At 66.9% G+C, this 12,770-nt stretch carries 10 protein-coding genes, 1 tRNA gene and 1 pseudogene; 9 read left to right on the forward strand and 3 right to left on the reverse strand.

What is annotated here, in order from left to right:
- From HUW62_RS40410 to HUW62_RS40425, 4 genes and pseudogenes are all read left to right on the forward strand, one after another.
- Nucleotides 1-472: pseudogene (locus HUW62_RS40410) on the forward strand (DNA primase); the annotation flags it as partial.
- 92 nt (nucleotides 473-564) lie between these two features.
- Nucleotides 565-2,682, forward strand: a complete 2,118-nt coding sequence (gene rpoD / locus HUW62_RS40415) for an RNA polymerase sigma factor RpoD (protein WP_141644122.1) — start codon at nucleotides 565-567, stop codon at nucleotides 2,680-2,682.
- Nucleotides 2,683-2,781: 99 nt separating this feature from the next.
- Nucleotides 2,782-3,204 (forward strand): MGMT family protein, encoded by a 423-nt coding sequence (locus HUW62_RS40420; protein WP_176437460.1) that lies wholly within the window; start codon nucleotides 2,782-2,784, stop codon nucleotides 3,202-3,204.
- Between the two features lie 121 nt (nucleotides 3,205-3,325).
- Nucleotides 3,326-3,398, forward strand: a tRNA-Ile gene (locus HUW62_RS40425).
- A gap of 167 nt (nucleotides 3,399-3,565) precedes the next feature.
- Here HUW62_RS40425 and HUW62_RS40430 read toward each other — a convergent pair.
- Together HUW62_RS40430 and HUW62_RS40435 are read right to left on the reverse strand one after the other, a co-directional pair.
- Nucleotides 3,566-3,955, reverse strand: coding sequence for a hypothetical protein (locus HUW62_RS40430; RefSeq protein ID WP_163861714.1), 390 nt, complete (start codon nucleotides 3,953-3,955; stop codon nucleotides 3,566-3,568).
- Between the two features lie 542 nt (nucleotides 3,956-4,497).
- Nucleotides 4,498-6,327, reverse strand: coding sequence for a S1C family serine protease (locus tag HUW62_RS40435; protein ID WP_163861711.1), 1,830 nt, complete (start codon nucleotides 6,325-6,327; stop codon nucleotides 4,498-4,500).
- 281 nt (nucleotides 6,328-6,608) lie between these two features.
- On the opposite strand from HUW62_RS40435, the gene HUW62_RS40440 reads away from it, so the two are divergent.
- Nucleotides 6,609-6,863: a hypothetical protein gene (locus HUW62_RS40440; protein WP_163861709.1), complete on the forward strand. Its 255-nt coding sequence runs from the start codon at nucleotides 6,609-6,611 to the stop codon at nucleotides 6,861-6,863.
- Between the two features lie 49 nt (nucleotides 6,864-6,912).
- Here HUW62_RS40440 and HUW62_RS40445 read toward each other — a convergent pair whose 3' ends face one another.
- Nucleotides 6,913-7,815 carry a hypothetical protein gene (locus HUW62_RS40445; RefSeq protein WP_163861706.1) on the reverse strand — a complete coding sequence of 301 codons (903 nt, stop codon included), beginning with the start codon at nucleotides 7,813-7,815 and terminating at the stop codon, nucleotides 6,913-6,915.
- A 982-nt stretch (nucleotides 7,816-8,797) separates the two neighbouring features.
- Here HUW62_RS40445 and HUW62_RS40450 point away from each other — a divergent pair.
- The 4 genes from HUW62_RS40450 to HUW62_RS40465 all read left to right on the forward strand — a co-directional run.
- A complete protein-coding gene (locus HUW62_RS40450) occupies nucleotides 8,798-9,244 on the forward strand; it encodes a hypothetical protein (protein WP_176437461.1) in 447 nt (148 codons plus the stop codon).
- 86 nt (nucleotides 9,245-9,330) lie between these two features.
- Nucleotides 9,331-11,088 (forward strand): phosphopantetheine-binding protein, encoded by a 1,758-nt coding sequence (locus HUW62_RS40455; protein ID WP_176437462.1) that lies wholly within the window; start codon nucleotides 9,331-9,333, stop codon nucleotides 11,086-11,088.
- A gap of 39 nt (nucleotides 11,089-11,127) precedes the next feature.
- Nucleotides 11,128-12,510, forward strand: a complete 1,383-nt coding sequence (locus tag HUW62_RS40460) for a TrpB-like pyridoxal phosphate-dependent enzyme (protein WP_163861697.1) — start codon at nucleotides 11,128-11,130, stop codon at nucleotides 12,508-12,510.
- Between the two features lie 30 nt (nucleotides 12,511-12,540).
- Nucleotides 12,541-12,770 (forward strand): hypothetical protein (locus HUW62_RS40465; protein ID WP_176437463.1); only part of this gene is annotated, 230 nt, incomplete at its 3' end.

Genomic DNA, 12,770 nt, shown 5'->3' on the forward strand with positions numbered 1-12,770 from the left:
CCCCGAGAAGCCGCCCCCGCCCATGGAGGCGCTCTATGTGGCCACCGTGCTGAGGGACCCTCGCCTGCTCGACAGGGATGTCTTTCGTGTCTGTGACGAGCTGTCCCACATGGGACTGCGCATGGCGCTCGCGCATGCCACGTCGGGCCAGGGCGCGCAGGACGCGCTCTTCGAGGCTCCTGAGTCCGTGAAACGCGCCATCGAGACGTCCTGGCGCCAGCTCCCCTCGGAAGGACAGGAGCTGGAGCACGCCTTCTTCGCCATCTGTCGGGAAATCATGGTGCGGCGCATCGATGAGCGGCTCACTTATATAAAGCGCGCGACAGAGCAGACGCCGGGAGCGTTCGACCTCACGGAAGAGACGCGGCAACTGTTGTCGGAGCGCGTGGAACTGCTGGCGCTCAAGAAGCGTGTCCTGGAGGAGCTCAAGCCCGCTTCCCCGGGAACAAAGGCGCCCATGCAACCGGTTTGACTTCGCGTTTGTAAGAAACCCTGACTTTGCGGTAGATCGGCCGGCTCGCCCCAGGCCTCAAGCCCCTGAATTTCTTAAGGAGAAGTACCCGAATGCCGACGCAGAAGCCCTCGAAGGCGTCCGTGAAGCCCACCAAGAAGAAGGTGGATCCGGTGATCCGCAAGAAGAAGGCACCGGACAGTCCCGCGGCGAAGGGTGCTGGGGTGAAGGCTGGGACCGAGGAGCAGGAGCCCCTGGAGGCCAAGGAGGCGCCCGCCGAGGTCGAGACGAAGAAGAAGAAGAAGGGCGTCGTCTCCGCGGACGTGGACCCCGAGGAGGCCGCTGAAGAAGCCGCCGCCGCCGTCGAGGTGGACCCGGACGCCGTCGAGGACGACGTCGAGGAGGACCCCGTCGCCGAGCGCAAGGAAGTGAAGGACCTGCTCGCCCAGGGGCGAGAGAAGGGCTTCCTCACCTACGACGAGGTGAATGACGCGCTGCCCGCCGACATCGTGTCGTCCGATCAAATCGACGACGTGATGAGCATGTTCGGCGACAACGACATCGAGATTGTCGATGCGCAGAAGGCTGCTCAGAACAACGAGATCAAGCCCACCGTCACCGTCGAGGAGGAGAAGGAAGACGTCGACGAGGATGAGAAGGACGAAGACGACGAGCCGGGTGGCAAGTCGAACGACCCGGTGCGCCTGTACCTGCGCAAGATGGGCAGCGTCAGCCTGCTCACGCGCGAGGGCGAGGTCGAAATCGCCAAGCGCATCGAGGAGGGCGAGAAGGAAGTGCTGCGCGCCCTGCTCGCCTGCAAGGTCGCCGTCGAGGAGATTCTCGACATCGGCAACAAGCTGAAGACGGCCAAGCTGCGCGTGCGCGACGTCATCAAGGACGCGCCCGAGGAGGCCCAGGCCGAGGGCGCCGAGGAGGCTCCCGAGGAGGTCGGCGAGGGTGACGCCCCGGCGCAGCTGGCGCAGAGCGAGCTCAACAAGATTGAGCAGATCTGCAAGCAGATCGAGCGCTTCCGCAAGTTCGCCAAGGACTGCGACGTCTTGGAAGAGGAGCTCATCTCCAAGAAGAAGCTGACCGAGGTGCGCAAGAAGGAGCTCAAGCAGGAGATGAAGGACCTCCGGACCAAGATGATGGAGGTCTTGGAGGAGATGCGGCTGAACAAGAAGCAGGTCGACCGCATCGTCGTGAATCTCAAGGGGCTCATCGAGCGCGTTGAGAAGGCCGAGGACGAGCTTCGCGACTTGGAGCGCCGCTACGGCATCTCCATGAAGGAGCTGCGCCCGCAGCTGAAGGAGTCGCGGGAGAATCCGAACATCGGCAAGAAGCTGCAGAAGCAGCTCAACCTCACGCCCGAGCAGCTCGAGGTCCTCGACCGCGACGTGCGCACGGCGGTTCGGAAGATCAAGAAGGTGGAGGAGGAGGCCAACCTCCCCGTGGATGCGCTGCGCCGCAACTACGACGCCATCCGCCTGGGCGAGAAGCGCGCCGAGCGCGCCAAGAGCGAGCTGGTGGAGGCGAACCTGCGCCTCGTGGTCTCCATCGCGAAGAAGTACACGAACCGCGGCCTCCAGTTCCTGGACCTCATCCAGGAGGGCAACATCGGCCTGATGAAGGCCGTGGACAAGTTCGAGTACAAGCGCGGCTACAAGTTCTCGACCTACGCCACCTGGTGGATTCGTCAGGCGATTACCCGCGCCATCGCCGACCAGGCCCGCACCATCCGCATCCCGGTGCACATGATCGAGACCATCAACAAGCTCATCCGCACCAGCCGCTACCTGGTGCAGGAGATTGGCCGCGAGCCGACGCCGGAGGAGATCGCGGAGAAGATGGAGCTGCCGCTCGACAAGGTGCGCAAGGTCCTGAAGATCGCCAAGGAGCCCATCTCCCTGGAGACGCCCATTGGCGAGGAAGAGGACAGCCACCTGGGCGACTTCATCGAGGACAAGAGCCTCGTGTCGCCGGCGGACGCGGTCATCAACATGAACCTGGCGGAGCAGACCCGCAAGGTGCTGGCCACGCTGACGCCGCGCGAGGAGAAGGTGCTCCGCATGCGCTTCGGCATTGGCGAGAAGAGCGACCACACGCTGGAAGAGGTGGGCCAGGACTTCGAGGTGACGCGCGAGCGCATCCGTCAGATTGAGGCCAAGGCGCTGCGCAAGCTGCGTCACCCCAGCCGCTCCAAGCGCCTGCGCTCGTTCGTGGAGAGCTGACGCCTTCCTGACGGCTCCACCATGAGCCGTCCCGGGAAGCGCGCGAGGCCCCCGCTCCTTCATGGACCGGGGGCCTTCGTGTTTCTAGAGTCGGGCGCCGTGGCACTCTCCAAGTCCAGGACGAAGTCCCGAGCGGAACCCGAGGCCTCGGCTCCGCCGAAGCGTCCGCCCTTCTCCGAGGCGGTGTGGCGCGCGGTGCGAGCGATTCCGCGAGGCCAGGTGCGCTCGTACTCGCAGGTGGCGCTGTATGCGGGCCGGCCCGGCGCGGCGCGCGGCGTGGGGCGCGAGATGGCGACGCTGCCTCCAGGGCGGGAGGTGCCGTGGTGGCGTGTCACGAAGTCGGGCGGGACGCTGGCGACCACCGTGGCGAGCGAGCAGGCGAAGCGCCTGCGCGCCGAGGGCGTCACGGTGGAGCAGCGGGGACAGGTGTTCCGGGTGAAGGTGGCCGAGACACCTGAGGCGGCCACGAAACCGAAGGCCGCTCGCAAGAAGGTCGCCGCTACCGCCAGGAGGAAGGGCTGACACGGGCGCCGCAAAGCCTCACGCCGACGCGGGAGGCAGCGTCAAACCAGGGGCGGGTGGCGCTTGCCAGCAACGCATGCGCGGCGATATGCCAGCGTGCACGCGGGTCGTTGATGCATGGGGGCCCTTAGCTCAGCGGTTAGAGCTGTCGGCTCATAACCGATTGGTCCCTGGTTCGAATCCAGGAGGGCCCACTCCCCTTCCCCCGCCCCGGAAATCTCCCGGCAGCGGCCGCGCGTCGGGTCGGCGCCACGGGTTCCGCACAACGGGCGCACCTGGCGGGCCACCCACGGCCAGCGAATCGACGAACGAACCAGACCTGGCTGGGCAGACGCAGTGCCGTTGCCCCTCGATTCGGTGCCTACATCCTCTCCTCGCATGCATAGGGCGGGGAGCCCGCTTCGATGCATTGGCCATAGGCACGTGTCCCGTCCGTTGCGCATGCATAAGGCGGGTAGCCCGCTTCGATACACATGGCATAGCCAATCTTGCTTTGCGGCTCGCAGGCGTATGGCGGGTAGCCCTTCTGGACGCATCGGCCGTAGGCCTGCGTTCCGTTCATGGCGCAGGCGTGTTCCACGTAACCCGCCTTGACGCACATGGCGAAGCCGGAATCGCCGTCTCTGGCCAGCACGAGCGCCGGGTAGCTGGCACCAATCATCCAAGCCACCAGAAGCAGTCCGTGGCGCAGAGAGGCTCTGGTGTGCGCGGAAAGGCCACTTCGAGTGCGGCTGCGAATCGTCGTATCCACGTGATCTCCTCGCGCCGGAGAGTGCACCGCCCGAGGTCGTCGCAGGCGGGCCCCATCGCGCCAGACCGCGCTGGGTCCAGATGCATGAACCAGACGGCGAGGAAGGCGCCTTATTCAAGGGTGGAGCGACCTGGGCCTGCTCCACTTCAGTGAACATCGACTCCATGCGCGCGACACCGGTCGGTCATCGGCCGGTGAGTCTGGCGTCTACCTGCCGGGCACGCTGCCATTATTTGGCATGTCTTTGAACGACAACTACTGCCAGGACAACGTCCTCATCGACTGAGGGTGGGCATCCAACAGGTGGACTGGGCAACTCGTAGGGTCTCCCTGGACGCCACACATCGCGGCAGTTCAGAGGGTTGCGTCGGACTCCGTGAAGCGCTTCACAGGCTGGCTGTGAAGCGCTTCAGAATGGGCTGGGCGGCGTCCCAAAAAATCCCAGGGCCGCCGCGAAAGCCCCAGCGGTCCCCTCCAACCTCGTTCCCGCTCCTGTCACGGACGCGGCGACAGATGCGAAAGCGGAGCCCGAGGCCCAGAGCCTACCGCCGCCACTCCGGAGGAACGCTCTTCTCCGCGGCGTAGCGCTCGAGCTCGGCGAGCTGCTGGTTCGCCAGCTTCAGTTCCTCCTCGACTTCCAATTGGCGCTTCACCACCGGCTTGCCGGAGGACTCGTCCTTGCGCAGACGCGCGCGCTCCTCCTCGAAGCGGGCGACACGCGCCCGGGCCTTGACGAAGGACGAGCGCCACCGCTCCTCCTCTTCCCGTGAGCGAGTCCCCGCCAACCTCTGCTTGAAGCGCTCTTTCTCCCAGCGCTGGATGCCCGTGGGGTTCCGGCTCCACGTCTCACGGGCCTCCCGCACGTCCTTGAGCGACACCTCGATGCGCTCCTGGTTCTCACCACTTCCCTGCCCTGACTTCACCCAGGCCGTGCCGACTTCTGGCAGCGAACAGGTCTCGACGGGCAGCCGCGCGCCGCCAATGTGGATTCCCCGGGTGAGGCCTCGCGAGAGGAACCAGCGCAGCCGCCGTGAGTCCTCCTGCGCCGCCAGGGACTGGCTCAGGGGCCGCCAGTCCTCGAACTCCAGGTCCAGCGTGCACGTCTTCCCCTCCGTCTCCAGCTCCATGCGGCGCTTCACGGCCGTGGGGGGCGAATCGAACCGCTCGACGACCAGCACGAAGAGCCCCAACCCTTCGACCCGCTGCACCGAGAGGACCACCTGCTGCTCGGTGTCCACCTGGAAGCGCCGCACCTCGCGCTCCTCGTCGCGCGCCACGCGCTCGAGCAGCTCCGTCCACCGCGCCGTGGACTCGGGCGTGGTGGGCACGGAGACGAGCTTGCTCGCGTAGGCGATGGGCAGCGCCAGCCCCAGCCCATCCGCGTTCTCGATTTTCATCGAGACGACGCCCACCACCTCGCCACGTCCATTCAACAGGGGCCCGCCGCTGTTGCCCGGATTCACCGAAGCATTGAATTGCACATAGCCGGTGCCCAGGTACTGCCGGCCCACGAAGCCCACCTTCCCCTCGTGCACGGTGAAGTCCAGGCCCTTGGGGCTGCCGATGAAGACCAGCGGGTCTCCAGGCTCCAGGCGCGTGACGTCCCCCAGCGGCAACGGTGCGGCCTTCGCGCCCACGACGCGGACGGTGGCGAGGTCCAGGTCCACGTCACTGGCGACCGTCTCGCCAAGCAGCTCCCGCCCGTCCGCGAGCACCGCCGTCATCAGCTTGCCTGGCGGACACACCACATGCTCGTTGGTCAGCACCAGCTCGGAGTCCACGAAGAAGCCCGAGCCCGTCTTGCTGCCACACCGCAGGGTCAACGTGCTCGGGCCGGCGCGGCGTGAAATCTCCGCGGTGGAGAGGGCCGAGGGCACGGGGGCTGCCTCGCTCGGCGGGTCTTCACCCGTGGCGAGGGCCAGGACATTCGAGCGCGTGCGCTCGAAGCGAGGAGAGCGGGCCACCCAGATGCCGCCCAGCACCCCGACCAGGATGCAGGCCCCCACGAGCGCCCTCAGGAGTCCGCGAGAGGACTCCTGGGCGGGGACCACCGACTCCACGAAGGGCCGCAAGTCCGCGCGGGCGCCCTGGGCGCGCAGCACGTCCAGGAGCTTCTCGGCGAAGGCGCGAAAGACGCCACGGGCCAGGGGAGCACCCGCCGTCGCGAGCAGGCTTCGCGCCTCGGAGAACGAGGGCGCGGGTGGCCCCAGCAGCGAGATGGCCCGGGCCAATGCGAAGCGTGTCCGCTCGTCAGCCACCGCGTCTCGCAACACCACGTCGACCCGGAGGCTGGCGCCGCACACACAGCGCGCCACGCTCCCCGCATCCGGAGCACCACACCGGAGGCACCTCAGCTCGACCGACTCCGACATTCCCGCGCTCCCCCTGCGACGACCCTGCCCCCCCCCATCATGCCTCCGAACGCGCGTAGAAGTCCCGGGCCACCCGCATCTCGTCTTTCCATGGGCATCCGAGGCCACGTCTCACGCCCAGGTGTCCACCCATCCCAAAGACAGCCCACAGAGGATGAGGGGCACATCTGGGATTGCGAGTTCGTGGACAATGGGCGCAACGCGTCAGCAGGGTAGCGCTTGACGCAAACCCCGGGCCCGCAGTTGGATTCGAGGGCTACAATTGCAACGGGGTTTCCATCATGGTTCTTCGTGTACTGGCGCTCGCGGCTTTCGTTTCCATCGTGGGTTGTGGCGGAGCAGAAGTCGCGGAGGGCACCGAGACCGGCGCCCTTCCCGAGCAGGACGTGTCCGCGCAGGCCGCCACCTGCGAGTCCCTCCAGGGCAGGGGGTGCAACCCGGACCGGGAGATTGGCTGTACCTTCGCCAACGGCACGCCGGGTTATTGTTTCTGCCAGGCCATTCCCCACAACAAGTGGGTCTGTATGTCCAACTGAGCATTGAAGCCGGGCCTGGAGAAAATCTCCGGGCCCGGCCGCGGAAAACTCAAGCCACGTCCACCGGGACGGTCTGCACGAAGGGCACCTGGAGGTCCGTGGGGCGCATCAGCTCGGGGCGGCCCCCCGGGGTGCCACCATTCTTGAAGGCGTTGAGCTGACCGGCGAGGGTCCACTGTCCCGGCCGGTTGTCGGTCCCCTGGGAGTAATGGATGAAGGGCGTGGCGCCCGTCGGGTCGCCGTGCTTGCCGGTGGGGTGCGAATAGTCGCTGGGCGTGAGGCTCCCCGCTGGCCTGAGAGTCGGGTGCTGCGAGAGGAAGCCGTCCAGCTCCGCCTTGCCGTTCCTCGAGTAGTCCGCGTGGTGGAGAAAGGACAGGTTGTTGGCCTTCGTGTCGTGCAGGGCATGAATGGCGCAACCGTTGAGCGCGCCCGTCACCACCGTGGTCGGCTCGCCCGGACGCGGATGCAGCGGCACCCCCTGGATGCCCGCGAACTTGCCCTCGCCCGTGGAGAGGTAGTGCATGTAGTGCGCCGGGATGCCCTGACCACCAGCGGGCGAGACAGACAGGTTCGTGTTGCCCTGATGCTGGTGGGCATTGAGCGTCACCTTCGAGTCACTCGCGTTGACGAAGGGCTTCTGGGCGGTGGGGAGGGCCACACCCTGGGGCGCGCCGCCCGGGAACATGTTGTAGGCGTTCAGGACGTTCTGCCCCGAGTAGCCCAACGGGTTCGCACCGAACGACGAGGTGACGTCCTTGCCCGGCTGCTTCGTGGGCGGCGTGTTCACCTTGCTGCCCTGCGCGTCGAACCCGTCCTTGACGGGGCCCGGCTTGGACGTGGGCTTCGACTCCACCGGCGGAGGAGCGCTTGGCTTGTTCGTCCCGCTCGCGGAGGAAGAGGGGCTCTTGGGCACGGAGGGACTCTTGAAGCCGCCGAACTTGATGCCTTTCATGGGAGGGATTCCTGTCGTCGATGGGGTTGGGGGCTTACCGGGGGACGCTGGCTCAACCCATCAGCAACTCCCGGGCCAGGAACTGCGCCGGCAGCGCCCACGACGGAGTTCCTGTCAATACCAGCGGTTGCGGGACGCCAATGGAGGCAAGGCCCCGCCCGAAGCCGCGCGACCTGGTGACGGGGGTTCGTGCCCTGGTGACTCCCGTCACCACCCACCGGGCGCTGACTTCGCTGGAGACGGCGATGCGCCCGAAAAGATGTTGGCAACGGAGCCGGCTCACGCGGATGGGCGTTCACCTCCGCCATGAGCGCCTGCCGCGGTTGCTCCGTGCGTTCACCCTCTGTGACATGGTTGTCTCATCAGTCCTGGTCATGGCGAGGGGCAACCAACCCCACCTGCTATCATATGCCTGCCCAGGCCCAGGCCCTCCCCCAACGATTTCGATCACCTATCGTGCGGGTGCCCTGCCTGCTTCAGGGAGTCCCGAGCGCATCCAGGCGCCCCTGGCCTCTTGGGAGGCGCGGGGGCACGAAGGGCGGATGTGAACACCAGCGGACACTCATGCCCTCGGGGGCAGGTTGCCCTCGGTGTTTGTCAAATCCTCCGCGACAGACACCCAAGGAGTCGTCCTGCCCAGCCCAACCCATGGCGTCTATCATTGCCATGCCGTGACTGGCTTTCTTCCCGTTTGCAGGGAAGCCGCGTGGAAACAGCCTGACGCTGGCGAGGCGAGCGAAGGTCCCTCACCGGGTTGTCCCGCCCTGAAATGCCAGGGATTGGCCATCCATGGAGCACGTCACCTCGGAAACGTTTTCCCTGAAATGCGGTTTGATGGCAGGAATCAACTCCGCTAGACAAGCCCCTGCCACGCGCCACCAAGGCAAACACACCCATCGTCGCCGGCGCCTGAGCGGCCGCCCGGATGCTGGCCGTCTGCCTTGCTCATTTCAAAGTGTATCACCAGCAGCAAGGAGGCAGCATGAGTAGACGCAATGATGACAGGTCCGGAAATGGTACCGAGCAGACGGGCCGCACAGGGGCGATGCAGCCCCGCGTGGCGCGTGCCAAGCAGGTGCGCAAGCTTCGGGAGAAGAGCAGCCTGGCGCTTCCCGCGGTCGTTGCTTCCACCCAGGGCGGTGAGGCCAAGACGCCCAAGCAGGGCCGGTTGCGCCAGCTCAAGGCGACGAAGCAGCTCGCCGCGAAGCTGACCGGGCTCCAGGGGGGCGGCTCGGAGAACAACAAGGTGTCGCTCGCCAAGCCCATGCAGTTGCGCCAGTTCAGCGCGCGGAAGAGCTTCAAGCTCGCCCGGAGCGCCACGCTGACCGGGGCGGGGGGAGTGCTCGGCAAGCAAGGCCTCGCGCGCACCGCGCAGGTCCGTCAGTTCGGCGCGAAGAAGCAGGCCGCGCGGAAAGCCGAGACTGCCTAGTCGTCCCGAGATGAACCCGGACCGCACCGGCGCCGCGCGTGCCGGTGCGGTCCCTTTCCCAGGCCTTCCGCAAAGGACTCAAACCCATGCACCACACCCAGCTTGCACTGACCGCCGCGATGCAAGAAATCGAGGGCGGCTCCATTGGCTATCTTCCGGTGTCTCCCCTGGAGCTGCTGCGGGAGCGGGTCCTCTCCGCCATCGAGCACGTCCCCTTCTACCGCGAGCTGTACAGCCCGTTCGGCGCCGTCCCGTCCGGCGCGGGCTTCCTCGACTGGTTCCAGCAACTCCCCATCGTCAACAAGTCCCAGCTCCAGGCAGCAGGCGAGGCCCGCCTGCTCAACCCCTGCTACTCCTCCTCCGAGTTGATCCGCCGGCCCACCAGTGGCAGCACGGGCGTGCCCTTTGCCCTGCTCCTGGACAGCCGCGTCTTCGTCTTCCGCAAGTGGCGCTTCCAACGGCCCCACCAGCACCTCGTCTCGAGCGAGGCGAGCAAGCTCACGTACATCTTCCCGTGGGACTTCGTGGTCCGCACCGCGCAAGATGCGCGGAAGCCGGCGGCCAACGGCGCCCAGGGGGAAGCACCACCTCCTCGGACGCCCGCGCGGACGGAGGTGCGTGAGCTCAAGGAACACACCCAGCGCTTCACCGCCATGGCGAAGAAGGCGAAGCGACACGGCACGGACTCTCCTCCCGAGGCCCCGCAGGCACAGGGCGCGAGCAAGGCCATCACGGTCAACTCGCTGCTGCCGCCCTCGGAGCTCTATGCGGCACTGGCGGAGCTCGAACCCAAGAGCCTCATGGGCTTCGCGAGTGTCATCGCCGCGCTCGCCCGCTGGATGGACGAGGAGGGCCTGCGGCTGCCCACCGTCCAGCAGGTGTGGACGACGTCGGAGGTCCTCTCCCTGGAAGGCGCGGCGGACATCCGGCGGGCGCTGGAGTGCGAGCCGCTGAAAATCTACGCGAGCAACGAGTTCGGCTTCATGGCGTGGCAGGCCGCGAAGGATGCGCTGCTGCAGGTCGAATCCGACCGCCTGCATCTGGAGACCCTGCGGAGGGATGGGCAGGGCCTCGCGGGGACGGGGGAGCTGTCCCGGCTGGTCGTCACGGACCTGATGAATGACACCATGCCCCTGATTCGCTACGACATCGGAGACGTGGCGCGTCCACGAGAGCCCGTCTCGGTGACGAGCACACTCGTGTGCGCCACCCTGGACGGACTGGAGGGCAAGGAGGCCGACATGCTCCAGCCACCCGATGGCCGCTCGGTCACCACGTTCCAGATCCTGGGCGCCATCAAGGACACCCTCCCGCATGCCCAGTACCGCGTCATTGGCCTGTCCCCCGAGCGGTACGTCATGCAGTACCTGCCTGGGGTGGGGTTCGAGCCCGCGAACCTGGATGCAACCACCGCGAGGCTGAAGTCCATCCTGGGCGAAGGGGTCCAGGTGCTCACCCACCGCGCGGAGACCATCCAGCGCGAGCCCTCCGGGAAGCTGCGCCCCATCATCAACCTCGCCCGAATCCCGGTAGGGGCGCGGCGCAAGCTGGCGGAGCAGCTCGGGGTGTTCCACCTGCTGGAGGTGGACGAACAGCAGGTGGCCCGCGAGGTGGTCTCCGCCGCGCTCGCGAAGGTGTTGCCCCTGTTCAAGGACACGGGCGCCCTGAACGAGTCGCTGGAGCTGTACGCCGACCTGGCCATCAGCTCGCTCCAGTTCGTCCAGCTCCTGTCCACGTTGGAGAAAGAGCTGTCGCTGGACATCGACGATGAGGACCTGCTGGATGCCGAGCTCGTCACCGTAGGCGACCTGGTGGGCTTCGTGGTGGGCATTACCCGCAAGTGAGTCATTGCCGTCCGGCCCCAGCTTCGAGGTGTGCAAGCCATGTCGAAAACCCAGGGGATTTCAATCCCGAAGCAATGGTGCAACTTCCTCTACGACTTTCCGCAGTACGCGGGGCAGGACGTTCCCAGGGGCGTGGCCCTGCTCACCCAGGGCACCCGCCGCGTGAGTGTGGTGCCGCAACAGCCGCTCTCCCTGGTGACGCAGTCCAACAGCATCAGCGAGCCGTACCATGAGATTCCGGAGCGGCTCCTGGAGCTCTACTCGCAGTACCGGCCAACGCCGCTGCGGCGCGCTCGGGAGCTGGAGCGCCGCCTGGGGGCCAACGCTCGCATCTATTACAAGTACGAGGGCCTCAACGTGTCCGGGAGCCACAAGCTCAACTCGGCGCTGGCGCAGGCCTACTACTACGCCAAGGCGGGCATCCAGGAACTCGTCACGGGGACGGGCGCGGGGCAGTGGGGGACCGCGCTGGCCTATGCGTGCAAGCTGTTTGGTCTTCGCTGCACGGTGTTCATGGTGGGCGCCAGCCTGCGCCAGAAGCCGCAGCGCCGCGCGATGATGGAGCTGTTCGGAGCCACCGTGCACGAAAGCCCCAGCGACGCCACCGAGGTCGGTCGCAAGGCCACTCAGAAGGACCCGGAGCGCGTGGGCAGCCTGGCCATCGCCACCGGGGAGGCCTTGGAGGTCGCGCATGGTGGCAAGCGCGTCCGGTTCGCCGTGGGGAGCGGAGAAAACTGCGTGCTGCTGCACCAGACGCTCATCGGCGGCGAGGCTGTCGAGCAGATGGGCGCGCTGGGGGAGTTCCCGGACCATGTCGTTGCGTGCATGGGGGCGGGCAGCAACTTCGGTGGGGTTGGCCTGCCCTTCCTCCGCGCGGCGCGTGAGCGGGAGCGTTCCGTGAGGCTGCTGGCGGTGGAGCCTGCCGCGTGCCCCAAACTCACCCGGGGCCTCTACGCGCTCGACATCAACGACTTCTCAGGCACCACACCCATCAACCGGATGTACACGCTGGGAAGCAACTACATCGCCCCGCCCATTTTCGCCGGAGGGCTGCGCTACCACGGGACGTCGGCGTTCCTGAGCGCGATGCTCGCGGACAAGGGGTTCGACGCGATGGCGGTGCCCCAGCGAGAAGCCCTCTCCGCGGGGCTCCTCTTCGCGGAGTGCGAAGGCCTGCTTCCCGCGCCCGAGTCGGCGCACGCCATCGCGGGGGCGCTCGACCTCGCGCGCAAGCACCCGGGCGACGCGCCGCCGAAGGTCATCCTGCTCAACATCAGCGGTCATGGGCTCTTCGATTTGAGCGCCTATGAACACTGCCGGAGCGACACCCTGGCCCCGGACGCCCCAAACGAGGCGCTGTTGTCCGAGAGCCTTCGCCATGTCCGGGAATTCAACACGCGCATCACCGGGGCGTCGTCGTAGTTCCTCGCGAGCAAGGACAGGAGCCAGACCATGGATGGCAATGCTTTGCCCGCGGAGCCGCCGGAGCTGCAAGCGGCGAGGATGTTCGGACAGTCGCTGGGTGTGCCCCGCATCGGTGTCGGTGCGGAGGCATGGTTCCGGGAGTCCTGGACGAAGGCCGCCGGGTTCGGAGTCTTCGAGGTGCTCATGCCCGACGGTGCGCTGGATGCGCCGACGGTGCTGTCCGTCCTGGAGGGGCTCGGCATGGGGTGCAAGGGGGG

This window comes from Myxococcus sp. AM011, from assembly GCF_013372595.1.
GTDB lineage: Bacteria > Myxococcota > Myxococcia > Myxococcales > Myxococcaceae > Myxococcus > Myxococcus eversor.